Consider the following 14,375-nt stretch of genomic DNA (forward strand, 5'->3'; position numbering starts at 1 on the left):
TACTCTCTCCCGCCCAGACAAGATTTCACCCTCTAGAGGGATAAAACTATGAACGACCTGACCAAGTTCACGAACCAGATGGCGAAGCCCGAGACGTTCGACCAGATCCAGATCGGACTGGCGAGCCCCGAGCGCATCCGCTCCTGGTCCTTCGGCGAGATTAAGAAGCCGGAAACCATCAACTACCGCACGTTCAAGCCCGAGCGTGACGGCCTGTTCTGCGCCCGCATCTTCGGTCCCGTGAAGGACTACGAGTGCCTGTGCGGCAAGTACAAGCGCATGAAGTACAAGGGCGTCGTCTGCGAAAAGTGCGGCGTCGAAGTCACCGTCACCAAGGTGCGCCGCGAGCGCATGGGCCACATCGAACTGGCCGCGCCGGTCGCGCACATCTGGTTCCTCAAGTCGCTGCCTTCGCGCATCGGCCTGCTGCTCGACATGCAGCTCAAGCTGCTTGAGCGCGTCCTCTACTTCGAGAGCTACATCGTCATCGAGCCGGGCCTGACCCCGCTCGAGAAGTACCAGCTCCTGACCGAAGACGAGATGCTCGACGCCCAGGACGAGTATGGCGAAGACGCCTTCTCGGCCGGCATCGGCGCCGAGGCCGTCAAGCACATGCTGATGAACCTCGACCTCGAGCAGGAGCGCGCGGATCTGCTGCAGGAACTTGAGACGACCAAGTCGGAACTCAAGCCCAAGAAGATCATCAAGCGCCTCAAGGTCGTGGAATCGTTCATCGATTCGGGCAACCGCCCCGAGTGGATGATCCTCGACGTCGTGCCGGTCATCCCGCCCGAACTGCGCCCGCTGGTGCCGCTGGACGGTGGCCGCTTCGCGACCTCGGACCTCAACGACCTGTATCGCCGCGTCATCAACCGCAACAACCGTCTGAAGCGCCTGATCGAACTGCGCGCGCCGGACATCATCGTGCGCAACGAAAAGCGCATGCTGCAGGAAGCGGTCGATGCCCTGTTCGACAACGGCCGCCGTGGCCGCGTCATCACCGGCGCCAACAAGCGCCCGCTGAAGTCGCTGTCCGACATGCTCAAGGGCAAGCAGGGCCGCTTCCGTCAGAACCTGCTCGGCAAGCGCGTCGACTACTCGGGCCGTTCGGTCATCGTGACCGGTCCGGAACTTAAGCTGCACCAGTGCGGCCTGCCCAAGAAGATGGCGCTCGAGCTGTTCAAGCCGTTCATCTACGCCCGTCTGGACGCCAAGGGTCTGTCGATGACCCTGAAGCAGGCCAAGAAGTGGGTCGAGAAGGAGCGCAAGGAAGTCTGGGACATCCTCGACGAAGTCATTCGCGAGCACCCGGTCATGCTGAACCGCGCCCCGACGCTCCACCGCCTGGGCATCCAGGCGTTCGAGCCGGTCCTGATCGAAGGCAAGGCGATCCAGCTTCACCCGCTCGTCTGCTCGGCCTTCAACGCCGACTTCGACGGTGACCAGATGGCCGTCCACGTGCCGCTCTCGCTGGAAGCCCAGCTTGAAGCGCGCGTGCTGATGATGTCGACCAACAACATCCTCTCGCCTGCCAACGGCAAGCCGATCATCGTGCCTTCGCAGGACATGATCCTCGGCCTGTACTACCTGTCGCTCGACCGCGACGGCGAGCCGGGCGAAGGCATGAAGTTCGCGGACATGGCCGAAGTGCACCAGGCGCTGCACGTCGGTGCCGTGACCCTGCACTCGAAGATCGAGGCCCGCGTGCCGCAGACCGACGAGAACGGTCAGCAGTACATGAAGCGCTTCCAGACCACCCCGGGCCGCATGCTCCTGGGTGAATGCCTGCCGAAGTCGCACACGGTGCCCTTCGACGTCGTCAACCGCCTTCTCACCAAGAAGGAAATCGGTGACGTCATCGATCAGGTCTACCGTCACACCGGCCAGAAGGACACGGTGCTGTTCGCCGACGCGATCATGTCGCTCGGCTTCCGCAACGCGTTCAAGGCGGGCATCTCCTTCGGCAAGGATGACATGATCATTCCGGACTCGAAGGTGGCGCTGGTGGCCGAGACCAAGGAACTGGTTGCCGACTACGAGCAGCAGTACCAGGACGGTCTCATCACCCAGCAGGAGAAGTACAACAAGGTGATCGACGCCTGGAGCCGCTGCGGCGACCAAGTGGCGAACGCCATGATGGACGAGATCAAGGCCCAGCCGATCGACCCCGAAACCGGCCGCATGGCACAGATCAACTCGATCTACATGATGAGCCACTCGGGTGCGCGTGGTAGCCCGGCGCAGATGAAGCAGCTTGCCGGTATGCGCGGCCTCATGGCCAAGCCGTCGGGCGAGATCATCGAAACGCCGATCATCTCGAACTTCAAGGAAGGTCTGACCGTTCTTGAATACTTCAACTCGACCCACGGCGCCCGTAAGGGCCTCGCGGATACGGCGCTCAAGACGGCGAACTCGGGTTACCTGACCCGCCGTCTGGTCGACGTTTCGCAGGACTGCGTCGTCGTCGTCGACGACTGCGGCACCGAGCGCGCGCTGGAAATGCGTTCGATCGTGCAGGGCGGTTCGGTGATCGCCTCGCTCGCCGAGCGTATCCTGGGTCGTACCCTGGCCGAGGACATCGTCGACAAGGAAGGCAACGTCATCGCGACCAAGGGCCAGCTCCTCGACGAAGCCGCCGTGGCTGCGATCGAAGTGACCGGCCTGCAGTCGGCGCGCATCCGCTCGCCGCTGATCTGCGAAGCGACCCAGGGCGTCTGCGGCACCTGCTACGGCCGTGACCTCGCTCGCGGTACGCCGGTGAACATCGGTGAAGCCGTCGGCGTCATCGCGGCGCAGTCGATCGGTGAACCGGGCACGCAGCTGACCATGCGTACCTTCCACATCGGCGGTGCGGCACAGCTGAACGAAACCTCGCACCTCGAAGCGATCAGCGCGGGCCATGTCGAATATCGCGACATCCCGACGATCGTGGACAAGCGCGGCCGCATGCTGTCGCTGGCCCGTAACGGCGAGATCGTGCTGTTCGACACCGAAGGCCGTGAACGCGCACTGCACCGCGTGCCTTACGGTACGGTGTTGCTGCACAAGAACGGCGCCAAGGTCGAGCAGGGCGAACGCCTGGCCGAGTGGGATCCGTTCACCCTGCCGATCATCACCGAGACGTCGGGTATCATCAAGTATCAGGACCTGATCGACACCCGCACCCTGACCGAGCACGTCGATGACGCCACCGGCATGACCAGCCGCGTCGTCACCGAGGACCGTTCGACGGCCCGCGCCAAGAAGAAGGAAGATCTGCGTCCGCGCATCACCCTTCTCGACGACGCGAGCGGCGAATCGGCCCGCTACATGATGGCGCCGGGCACCACGCTCTCGGTTGAGGACGGCCAGACGGTCGAAGCGGGCGACATCATCGCCCGTGCCAGCCGCGAAGCCGCCAAGACCCGCGACATCACCGGTGGTCTGCCGCGCGTCGCCGAACTGTTCGAGGCCCGCAAGCCGAAGGACAACGCGGTCATCGCCAAGGTCTCCGGCCGCATCGAGTTCGTCCGCGACTACAAGGCTAAGCGCAAGATCGCGATCATCCCGGAAGAGGGTGAACCGGTGGAGTACCTGATCCCGAAGTCGAAGGTCGTCGACGTTCAGGAAGGTGACTGGGTCAAGAAGGGCGACAACCTGGTTTCGGGCTCGCCCGATCCGCACGACATCCTGGAAGTCCTCGGCGTGGAAGCGCTGGCGGAATACCTGGTTGCGGAAATCCAGGAAGTCTACCGACTGCAGGGCGTGAAGATCAACGACAAGCACATCGAGGTGATCGTTCGCCAGATGCTGCAGAAGGTCGAGATCACCGACGGCGGCGACACCACGCTGCTGGCGGCCGAGCAGGTCGACTACGAGGAAATGGCCGAGATCAACAGCAAGCTTCCCGAGGGCAAGCGCCCTGCAGTGGGCAAGCCGGTGCTGTTGGGCATCACCAAGGCCTCGCTGCAGACCCGCTCGTTCATCTCGGCCGCGTCGTTCCAGGAAACCACCCGCGTGCTCACGCAGGCGGCGGTCGAGGGCAAGAAGGACTCGCTGATCGGTCTCAAGGAGAACGTCATCGTCGGTCGTCTGATCCCGGCCGGTACGGGTGCGGGCATGAACCGCGTTCGCGTGGCGGCCTCCAGCCGTGACGCGGCGCTCCGCGCGGCCACCCGCCGCGTGCAGGAAGCCATGATCCTCGCCAACACCGCCGAGGAAGAGCACAAAGCCGAACTGCTGCGCAACGCGGCGGACGACCTGGGCGACAGCCCGCTCGCGGCAGTCGAGGGCGAGACCCACGGCACCGACGCCGATGCCGGCGATTACCTGATCAAGGGCGACGAGGCCGAATAAGCCTCTCCCCTCAGGGCAAATTGAAGAGCCCCGCTGGAGCGATCCGGCGGGGCTTTTTGCATCCGGCGCCCGGGCTTAACATCTCCGTCATCCCCGCAGAGGCAGGGATGACGGAGGTGAGTTCCGACGGAATTTTCGTTGCATGAATGTCACACATCTGTCGCCATCGACGAGTTGAGCGGAACCCCCCGTGCACCCTCGGGTTTCCCCTCATGAGATGATCGAAGGTAGCTAAGACACACGAACTGTTGTTGATCAGGTACATGGACCTTTCCCGCCACGGCGGCGGCGCAGCGCGATAGCTGCCGGTCCATCCCGTCACCCCAACGCGAACAGACCTCGTTACCCCCGCACGGCGGTGCCGTTTGCTGCGTCCCTGTACGGACACGGCAGCGATGCCGCGCCCCTCGATCCCTCGTACAACTGGCGGCGCTTTCCCCCCGGCTGCCATGATGGAGTTTGAGTTATGAAGAAGATTGCACTCTGCGCGGCTGCCCTGATCGCCACGCTTCCCGTCGCCGGTTACGCGCAGGACGCCGATACTTCGGCGACCACCGAGGCCACCGCGCCTGACGGCACGCCCGCCTTCGGCATCGAGCCCTATTTCGGGATCATGGGCGGCTATGACAGCTACGACAAGCGCAGCGAGTTCGGCTCCCCGCGCGGCGGCAAGATGAACGGCGCGCTGATCCAGGGCGTCGCGGGTGTGAACGTGCCGCTCGGCCCGGTCTTCGTCGGTGCCGAAGGCAACGTCGCCAAGGGCTTCGGCGACATCGACTGGGAATACGGCGTGAAGGGCCGCGTCGGCGCCCGCGCCGGTGACAGCGGCATGATCTACGCCTCGGCTGGACACGAGTGGGTCAACGGCAAACGCGCCTATTCGGACCAGAAGGACTGGATCTACGGCGTCGGTGTCGAAGTCGGCCCCAAGGACATCGGCCTGGGCGGCGTGACCGGCAACGGCGGCCTGCGTCTGCGCTTCGAAGTCGACACTTACGACTTCGACAGCATCCGCCCGATGGCCGGTGTCGTCGCGCACTTCTGATCCATCGGGAAAGGACATCGTCCTTACCGTGAAAAAGGCCCCGCCGGAGCGATCCAGCGGGGCCTTTTGCCATCTGTCAGAAGTTCGCGAAAATGCCGGTGCCCGCGACCAGCACGTTCTTCGCGCCCTGACGGCCACCGGGATTGATGTACCACTGCAGGTTCGGGCGCAGGCTCAGGCCGGGCATCAGGGCAATCGAATAGTTCGCCTCGATCGCGTATTCGTTGCTCTGCGGCTCGATATCCTCGCCCAGCGCCGCGTTGCGCGCGTCCTGCAGGTCGCGCAAGTTGCGGTTCACGCGTGAGCGGCCGATGGCGAGGCCAATCTGGTCTTTGGGACGGCCGGGGATCAGGCCCGAATACGTGACGCCCGCTGTGATGACATTGACCAGCTTGTTGGTCCGGTGGTCGGCGCTCACGAAGTTGAAGAAGGCTTCCAGAGCCCCCGCGCCGTCGGCGTCGGGAGCGGTGAACTGCTGGCGGGCGACGGCATAGATGCTGGCCCGGCCACGTTCACGCGCGAGCGGGTCGCCGGTCAGCTGCGCGAAGCCGCCATTGTCGTCATAGACGAGATTGTTGCTCTTGGAGGTGTCGAAGAACGCGCCGACCTTGTACGTGCCCGCCAGTTTCGGGTTGCCGCCCAGCTTCACATCGAATCCGCGCTCCACGGCGACGAAGGCGCCCTGGCCCTTGAAGCCCATGTAGAAGCCCTTGTTCTGCGGGAAATTGTTGTCGTTGCGCTGGTAGACGCCGACCATCGTGTAACCCAGCTTGTCCTTCACCTTCACCCGGCCGCCCCAGGTGGTGACGGGGAAGTTGTACCAGTAGTTGAAGCTGGTGTGACCCGGCACGACGCCGCAGAAGTACAGGCTCTGGAAGTGGCAGGTGGTGGAGCCGAAGTCCTCGCCCATCGACATCTTGCCCAGCTTGATCTCCGCAGGACCCAGCTTCTGCTGATACCACAGCGCCGCCAGACGCCATATCTGCCCGGCGCCGAACACGCCCTGCGGGTACTGCAGCAGGTCGAGGTCGTTGGTGTCGTTGACGTTGTTGCCGTGCCGGTTGGTGACGGCGGCGCGGAAGGTGCCGCCCTCGATCCCGGCAATCTTGCCCATGTCGAAGTCGAGACCGGCGCCCAGCTGCCCGGCGTACTGCGCCTGCTTGCTGGTGCCCGAATTCAGGTTGCCCGCGACGAAGCCGATGTAGCTGATGGTCGGCTTGATGCCGATGTCCTCCAGCGAAGTGCGGATGCCCGCCCAGTCGCCCAGCAGGTGCGGCTGTTCGGCCGGGGCGGAAGCGGCGGTTGTCTTCGGGCCCGATCGTTCGAACGGCTCCGACTGCTTGGGCGTGGTTTCGGTGGACCAGGTCTGGTCCTTGGTATCGCGTGCGGCGACCTGCACGACCTCGATCGAGGGCGGCGGCGGGGGAAGCGTGGCTGCGGGCATTTCGGTGTCCTCTCGGATGGACGCAGCGGGCCGCTCGCCGGGGCGCATAGGCGCGCCCGGCGGCGTGCCGGTGGGTCCGGCAGCCCGTCTCAGCGTGGGTTGGTTGCCAGCGAGTGCTTGTGTTCACTCGCCTCGTCATCGCGAGGACCAAAGGTCCGCGGCGATCCAGGGCAGCACCACGCCGCCCTGGATTGCTTCGCTTCGCTCGCAATGACGAATGGGCATGTACGTCAGGTCCCGTTGAGCAGGTCGTAGGCGCGGATGACCTGGCTGTCGTCGACGGTGCCGTCGCCGCGCCCCGAGGTACTCAGGAAGAACTGGTGGGCCAGCGCCGCCAGCGGGGTCGCCGCCCTGGCGCCGCGCCCGGCCTCCAGCACGAGGCCGAGGTCCTTGACGAAAATGTCGATCGCGCTCGTCACTTCGGGCTCGGCCTCCAGCATGCGCGGGCCGCGATCGTTGAGCATCCAGCTCGCCGCCGCCGATCCACCGAGGATCTCCAGCGCCATCGCGGGTTCGACGCCCACCTGCTTCGCCAGCGCCAGGGCTTCGGCGGCGGCGGCGATGTGGACGCCGCACAGCAGCTGGTTGACGACCTTCACCGCAGAGCCCTGCCCGGCGTTCTGGCCGACGTGGAACAGCTTGCCGCCGACGCCCGACAGCACCGGATTGAGTTCGGCGAAAAGCGCATCCGAACAGGCGACCATCATCGACAGCGAGCCCGCCTTCGCCCCCGCCGTACCGCCCGAAACCGGCGCATCGACGAAACGGCGGCCTGCGGCCTCGACCTCGGATGCGATCGCGGCGACTTCCATCGGCGGGCAGGTCGCAGTCAGCAGCACCACGGCGCCTTCGGGCAGCGCCGCCAGCGCGCCGCCGTCGAACAGGACCGAACGAGCCTGCGCGGCGTTGACCACCATCAGCATCAGCACGTCGGCTTCCTCGGCCGCGCCCGCCGCGCTGGTGGCGGAGGAGCCGCCTGCCTTGACCAGAGCCTCCATCGGCTCGGTGCGAAGGTCGAAACCGGTGACGGCGTGGCCCGCCTTCAGGAGGTTGAGGGCCATCGGCATGCCCATGGCACCCAGGCCGACGAATGCTACCTTGCTCATTGTACGAAATTCCTCAGCGATTGACCTGACGGGCGGGGATCAGCAGCACGAGGGCCACGCCGATCAGTTCGACCGCGGTGATGGTGTAGAGCCCGGCCGACAGCGACTTGGTGGCGTCCACCACCTAGCCGATGACGAAGGGTGAGACGAAGCCCGCGACATTGCCGATCGCGTTGATCGCGCCGATGCCTGCCGCCGCCCACACGCCGCCGAGGAAGGCGGGCGGGATCGACCAGAACTGCGCGGTCTGGGTCAGCAGGCCCGCCGTCGCGAACGAGAGGATCAGCACCGAGAGTGGCAGGTTGCCGATCGCCAGCGGCGAGAGCGCAAGGGCGATCGCACCCATCGCCATCGGCAGCATCAGGTGGAAGCGGCGCTCGCGGCGAAGGTCGGCGCTGCGGGCAAGGACGAGGATGACGACGACCGCGAACAGGAAGGGGATCGCGCTGATCAGGCCGTTCTCCAGCGGATCGGTGACGCCCGCCGCTTTCACCATCGTCGGCAGCCAGAACGAGATCGCGTACTGACCCATGACGATGCAGAAATAGAGCAGGCTGAGCAGCCACAGGCGCTTGTCGGCCAGGAACTGGCGGAGCGACATGTGCGCGGTCTTCTCGCGGTTGTCCTCGGCGAGATCGGCCTCGATGATCTTTTTGTCGTCAGCCGACAGCCAGTCGACGTCGGCCGGACGGTTGGGCAGCATCCAGAAGGTGGCGACGCCGGCGATCAGCGCGGGGATCGCTTCGAGCAGGAACAGCCAGCGCCAGCCGCCCCAGCCCGACGAGCCGTGGAAGGTGTCCATGATCCACCCCGACAGCGGCGAGCCGAGTACGCCCGAGATCGGAATGGCGATGAAGAAGATCGACATCGCGCGCGACCGGCGGGCCGAGGGGAACCAGTAGGTGATGTAGAGCAGCACGCCCGGCGCGAACCCGGCTTCGGCAAGGCCCAGCAGGAAGCGCAGGATATAGAAGTGCATCGGCGTCTGCGCGAAGGCGAAAAGCCCTGAGATGATGCCCCAGGTGATCATGATCCGCGCGATCCACAACCGCGCGCCGACCTTGTGCATGATGAGGTTGCTGGGCACCTCGAACAGCGCGTAGCCGATGAAGAAGATGCCCGCGCCAAGGCCGTAGACATATTCGCTGAGGCCCAGCTCGCTCGCCATCTGCAGCTTGGCGAAGCCGACGTTCACGCGGTCGAGGTAGGCCGCGAAGAAGCAGAAGAACAGGAACGGCATCAGCCGCCAGGTCACCTTGGCGTACAGGCGTTCGCGGTGTTCGTCCTTGGGCGCGGCGACATCGCGCGGCATCTCGGTTGCGAGACTCAACGCCTCTCTCCTTTTATGTTCTTTGATACGGTTTTCGAAGGAGCGCTTCACGGGCCCGTTGAGAACGGCCGGGAAGCGCTCCCGTTGCGACCCGGAAGGGTTAACCCAGCCAGGAAAGCGTGCGGGCAACGACCTGGTCGGTCGAGATGCCGTAGCGGTCGTGCAGCGTGGGCAGTGCGCCCGCGTCGAGGAACTTGTCGGGCAGGCCGATCTGGCGGAAGCCCGAAGGCACCGTGCCGCTGCCCAGCAGGCAGGCAGCGACCGCTTCGCCCAGACCGCCGATCACCGAATGGTTCTCAGCCACCACGACGAGACGGCCGGGCTTGGCGGCGACGGCCTCGATGATGGTCTTCTCGTCGAGCGGCTTGATCGTCGGGCAGTGGAGCACGGCGGCCTCGACCTTGTCGGCGCGCAGGCGGTCGGCGGCTTCAAGGGTGCGCATGGTCATCAGGCCGGACGAGATGAACAGCACGTCGGCGCCATCGCGCAGCATCTTCGCCTTGCCGAGTTCGAATTTGTAGTCGTACTCGTCCAGCACGGCGGGCACCTTGCCGCGCAGCAGGCGCATGTAGACCGCGCCCTTGTGGTCGGAAATCTGCGGCACGGCCTGCTCGATGTCGATCGCGTCGCACGGATCGACGATGGTGAGGTCCGGCATGCCGCGGAAGATCGCCAGATCCTCGGTCGCCTGATGCGAGGGACCGTAGCCGGTGGTGAGGCCGGGCAGCGCGCAGCACACCTTCACGTCCAGCCCTTCCTCGGCGATGGCGAGGCACAGGAAGTCGTAGGCGCGGCGGGCGGCGAAGACGGCATAGGTCGTCAGCCAGGGCTGGAAGCCTTCGCGCGCCATGCCTGCGCCCGACATCATGAGGAGCTGTTCGGCCATGCCCATCTGGTAGAACCGGTCGGGGTGGTTCTGCTGGAAGATGTGCAGGTCAGTGTACTTGGCGAGGTCGGCGGACATGCCGACGATGTTCTGCTTCGTCTCGGCCAGCTTCGAGAGCGCATGGCCGAACGGGGCAGCGACGGTGCGCTGGCCCTCGGCGGCGATCGAGGCGATCATCGCGGACGTCTTCAGGCGCGGTTTAGCGGGTGCTTCAACGGACATTGCGGTCAGTCTTTCGTAAATCTGGAGAAGGTCAGGCGGCTGCGGCGGCGTAGCCGGCGTCGAGCACTTCGATGGCCTTGTCCCACTCGTCCTCATCGACGCGGATGAAGTGCGTCTTCTCGCGCTCCTCCAGGAACGGCACGCCGCGCCCCATCAGGGTGTCGGCGACGATCACGCGGGGGCGCGGATCGTCCAGTTCGCGGGCCTTGTCGAAGGCTTCGACGAGCGCTTCCATGTCGTTGCCGTTCACGAACTGCGCATGCCAGCCGAAGGCGGCGAACTTGGCGGCGATGTCGCCCATGCCCAGTACCTGCGTGGAGGGACCGTCGGCCTGCTGGTTGTTGAAATCGACGATCGTGATGAGGTTGTCGAGCTTCCAGTGCGCAGCCGAGGCGGCGGCTTCCCAGGTCGATCCTTCGCCCAGTTCGCCGTCCGACATCAGGTTGTAGACGAACTGCCCGGTGCCCTTGCGCTTGAGGCCAAGCCCCATGCCCACGGCGATGCCGAGGCCCTGCCCCAGCGAACCGCCCGAGATTTCCATGCCCGGCGTGTACGACGCCATGCCCGACATCGGCAAACGGCTGTCGTCCGAACCGTAGGTCTCCAATTCCTCGAGCGGGATCACCCCCGCCTCGATCAGCGCGGCGTAAAGCGCGATGGCGTAGTGGCCGATGGAAAGCAGGAACCGGTCGCGGCCTTCCCACTCCGGCTCACCGGGACGGTAGGTCAGCGCGCGGAAGTACGAGACGGCGAGTACGTCGGCGACGCCGAGCGCCTGTCCGACATAGCCCTGACCCTGAACCTGACCCATCTTCAGCGCATGGCGACGGATGTTGTAGGCGCGGCGCGAAAGCTCGGCGACCGGCATGTTGGTTGCGGAAACGGTCATCAATTCTCCTCACGACGCGAGGAGATTGCCTTCTGCCCGGTCTGCGGGCGTTTGGTGCGATCCTCTCGGCGTCAGTTTTTCTGATCTGTTGCCGCTTTATCAATTCCACATGCACCTATGACAAATGGACGTTTCTCACTATATGGTGACCGAGATTCACCTATGCCGATTGCATTACAGCCTCTCAGCGTCTTCGAAGCCGCCGCCCGCCAGGGCTCCTTCCGTCAGGCCGCAGACGAACTCGGCCTGACGCCGAGCGCGGTGAGCCACGCGGTCACCAAGCTGGAGAACAGCCTCGGCACCCGCCTGTTCGACCGCAGCCTCCGGCAGATAAAACTGAGCGCGGACGGCGAGGCCCTGTACCGCCACGTCGCCGCCGGGTTCGTGGAGATCCGGCGCGGGCTGGAGGAAGTCTCGGCCCGCCGCGCCCGGTTCCTGCGCCTGCACGCCGCGCCCAGCTTCGCGGCCCTGTGGCTGACCCCGCGCCTGCCCGCGTTCCTCGAAAGCCACCCCGGCATGGACATCCGCATCACCGCCAGCACCGACTATTCGCGCTTCGCCGCCGACGAGGTCGATGCCGACATCGTCAACGGCCCGCCGCTGCCCGGCCCGGTCAAGGCGATCCCGCTGGGGGAGGAGGAGGTGACGGTGCTCTGCACACCGCAGATGGCCGCCTCGATCACCTGCGCGGCGGACGTCATGGCGCTGCCGCTGATCAACGGCGACCGCAACCGCGTGACCTGGGCGCGCTGGGCGGAACTTGCCGGCGTCCCGGCGCCGAAGGCTTACGCGATGCGCTTCGACCGCAGTTTCATGGTGATCGCCACCGCTGCCAACGGGCTGGGCGTAGCGCTCGAATCGACCCGCCTCGCCCAGCGCGAACTGGCGGAAGGGCGGCTGGTCGCGCCGCTACCGGGATGCGCGATCCGCGAGACGCTGCACTCGCTGGTCTATCCGCTGATCCACGCCGACCGCCCGATCATCCGGGCGTTCGAGACGTGGCTGCTGGCGGAACTGGCTTCGGCCGAGACCTGAAATCCTGCCGGTGGGGGCTTCGACAAGCTGTGCCTGACCCTTCGACAAGCTCAGGGTGAGCGGGGGTAGAGTAAACCTCCAATCCCGCTCAGGCTGAGCTTGTCGAAGCCCATGCCGCGAACGCCTCACTCCGCCGCGACGGCTTCCTGCGCGGCGTTGGCGGCCTCGATCTCGGCCGCCTTGGCTTCCACCAGGCTGACGATGTGGTCGAGCATGGATTCGCTCTGCACGGTGTGGTCGGTCACGCCCGAAAGGTAGACCATGTGCTTGCCGTTGCCGCCGCCGGTCAGGCCGATGTCGGTCTCACGCGCCTCGCCGGGGCCGTTGACGACGCAGCCCAGCACCGAGAGCGAGAGCGGCGTCTTGATATGCTGCAGGCGTTCTTCCAGCGCCTCCACGGTGCGGATCACATCGAAGCCCTGCCGTGCGCAGCTGGGGCAGGAAACCACGCGAACGCCGCGCGTGCGCAGGCCGAGCGCCTTCAGCATCTCGAAGCCGACGCGCACTTCCTCTTCCGGCTCGGCCGAGAGCGAGACGCGCAAGGTGTCGCCGATGCCCGACCACAGCAGCATGCCCATGCCGATCGAGGACTTGACGGTGCCGCCGATCAGCCCGCCCGCCTCGGTGATGCCGAGGTGCAGCGGGCAGTCCACCGCGTCCGCCAGCCCCTGATAGGCGGCGACGGCGAGGAACACGTCGCTGGCCTTCACCGCCACCTTGTACTCGTGGAAGTCGTGATCCTGCAGCAGCTTGATGTGGTCCATCGCCGATTCGACGAGGGCATCGGGGCAAGGCTCGCCGTACTTTTCGAGGAGGTGCTTCTCGAGGCTGCCCGCGTTCACGCCGATGCGGATCGCGCAGCCGTTGGCCTTGGCGGCGCGCACCACTTCGGCGACGCGGTCGGACGAGCCGATGTTGCCGGGGTTGATGCGCAGGCACGCCGCGCCCGCGTCGGCGGCTTCCAGAGCGCGCTTGTAGTGGAAATGGATGTCCGCGATCAGCGGCACGCGCGATCCGCGCACGATCTCCCGGAACGCCGCCGTCGACTCGACGTCGGGGCAGGAGACGCGGATGAGGTCCGCCCCGGCGTCCTCGCAGCGGCGGATCTGCTCGATCGTCGCCTTCGCGTCGGAAGTCAGGGTGTTGGTCATGGTCTGGACCGTGATCGGCGCACCGCCGCCGACGGGGACGCTGCCGACCATGATCTGGCGGCTCTTGCGGCGCTCGATATCGCGCCAGGGTCGGATGGAGGACATGAAGCCTCTATAGGCGCTCTGCCTTGCGGATTGAAGACGCATTCCGGTGTGCTGGCGACTTCGCGCGATTTCGGGCATTCACGCGTCCATGACTGTGCATGCTTCCGACAAACCCCTCACCGACGACGAGTCCTCCGAACTTCCGCTGCTGTTCGGGCGCGTGCTCGACGGCCGGGGCGGTGCGCGCGTGGTCGGATGGAAAGAGGCACAGCGCTGGAAGCCCGGCGTACAGGGCGAAGTGCTGTGGATCCATCTCCTGCGCACCCATCCCGGCATGCAGGAGTGGCTGGAGGCGCACTGCGCGATCCCCGAGCCCACGGCCGAACTGCTCACCAGCGACGCCAACCGCCCCCGCGCCTTTCGCGAGGGGCAGACGCTGGTGGCGACGCTGCGCGGGATCAACTTCAACCCCGGCGCCGCGCCCGAGGACATGCTCTCGCTGCAGTTGTGGAGCGACGGCAGCCGCGTCGTCACCCTGCGCCGCGCGCCGCTGCAGACACCCCGCCTCGTCGCCGACGATCTCGACGCGGGCAGCGGGCCGCATGACGCGGGCGCGCTCGTCACCGCGCTCACCGAGCACCTGATCGACCGCATGAGCCACGCCATCGTCGACATGAACGCCATGATCGACGACCTCGAGGACGAGACGGCCGATACTTATACCGACCAGACCCTCGACAAGATCGCCATGATCCGCCGCCAGAGCCTTGCCCTCAAGCGCCATATGTCGCCGCAGCACGAGGCGCTGACCGCCATCGCCAACGGCGCGCCCGGCTGGTTCGAGGACCACGACCGGCGCGAGATCGCCGAATCGATCGCCCGCCTGC

At 65.8% G+C, this 14,375-nt stretch carries 10 protein-coding genes; 4 read left to right on the forward strand and 6 right to left on the reverse strand.

The annotated features are described in order from the left end of the window. Positions 1–48 precede the first annotated feature (48 nt). Complete coding sequence (rpoC, locus tag LH128_RS09505) at positions 49–4,335, forward strand: DNA-directed RNA polymerase subunit beta' (RefSeq protein WP_008829404.1); 4,287 nt, start codon at positions 49–51, stop codon at positions 4,333–4,335. Between the two features lie 466 nt (positions 4,336–4,801). Next, positions 4,802–5,380 (forward strand): hypothetical protein, encoded by a 579-nt coding sequence (locus tag LH128_RS09510; protein WP_008829405.1) that lies wholly within the window; start codon positions 4,802–4,804, stop codon positions 5,378–5,380. A gap of 76 nt (positions 5,381–5,456) precedes the next feature. Here the strand turns inward: LH128_RS09510 and LH128_RS09515 are convergent, their stop codons facing one another. The 5 genes from LH128_RS09515 to LH128_RS09535 all read right to left on the reverse strand — a co-directional run bounded on the left by LH128_RS09515 (position 5,457) and on the right by LH128_RS09535 (position 11,257). Further along, on the reverse strand, positions 5,457–6,824 hold the full coding sequence (locus LH128_RS09515) for a carbohydrate porin (RefSeq protein WP_008829406.1): 1,368 nt from the start codon (positions 6,822–6,824) through the stop codon (positions 5,457–5,459). 230 nt (positions 6,825–7,054) lie between these two features. Next, positions 7,055–7,930, reverse strand: coding sequence for an NAD(P)-dependent oxidoreductase (locus LH128_RS09520; RefSeq protein ID WP_008829407.1), 876 nt, complete (start codon positions 7,928–7,930; stop codon positions 7,055–7,057). Between the two features lie 124 nt (positions 7,931–8,054). Beyond that, positions 8,055–9,260 (reverse strand): MFS transporter, encoded by a 1,206-nt coding sequence (locus LH128_RS09525; RefSeq protein ID WP_008829409.1) that lies wholly within the window; start codon positions 9,258–9,260, stop codon positions 8,055–8,057. A gap of 100 nt (positions 9,261–9,360) precedes the next feature. Then, entirely contained in the window at positions 9,361–10,368 is a 1,008-nt protein-coding gene (locus tag LH128_RS09530) for a transketolase family protein (RefSeq protein WP_036528476.1), read from the reverse strand. A gap of 31 nt (positions 10,369–10,399) precedes the next feature. After that, positions 10,400–11,257: a transketolase gene (locus LH128_RS09535; RefSeq protein ID WP_008829411.1), complete on the reverse strand. Its 858-nt coding sequence runs from the start codon at positions 11,255–11,257 to the stop codon at positions 10,400–10,402. A 162-nt stretch (positions 11,258–11,419) separates the two neighbouring features. Between LH128_RS09535 and LH128_RS09540 the strand changes: the two genes are divergently transcribed. Further along, positions 11,420–12,292 (forward strand): LysR substrate-binding domain-containing protein, encoded by an 873-nt coding sequence (locus tag LH128_RS09540; RefSeq protein WP_008829412.1) that lies wholly within the window; start codon positions 11,420–11,422, stop codon positions 12,290–12,292. A 125-nt stretch (positions 12,293–12,417) separates the two neighbouring features. Here the strand turns inward: LH128_RS09540 and ispG are convergent, their stop codons facing one another. Beyond that, the gene (ispG, locus tag LH128_RS09545) at positions 12,418–13,548 is read right to left on the reverse strand and encodes a flavodoxin-dependent (E)-4-hydroxy-3-methylbut-2-enyl-diphosphate synthase (protein ID WP_008829413.1); all 1,131 of its coding nucleotides are present in this window, start codon (positions 13,546–13,548) and stop codon (positions 12,418–12,420) included. An 88-nt stretch (positions 13,549–13,636) separates the two neighbouring features. On the opposite strand from ispG, the gene LH128_RS09550 reads away from it, so the two are divergent. Then, on the forward strand, positions 13,637–14,375 hold a 739-nt coding region (locus tag LH128_RS09550; protein ID WP_008829414.1), incomplete at its 3' end, for a CorA family divalent cation transporter.

It is taken from the genome of Sphingomonas sp. LH128 (genome assembly GCF_000293195.2).
In the GTDB taxonomy this organism is placed as follows: domain Bacteria; phylum Pseudomonadota; class Alphaproteobacteria; order Sphingomonadales; family Sphingomonadaceae; genus Novosphingobium; species Novosphingobium resinovorum_A.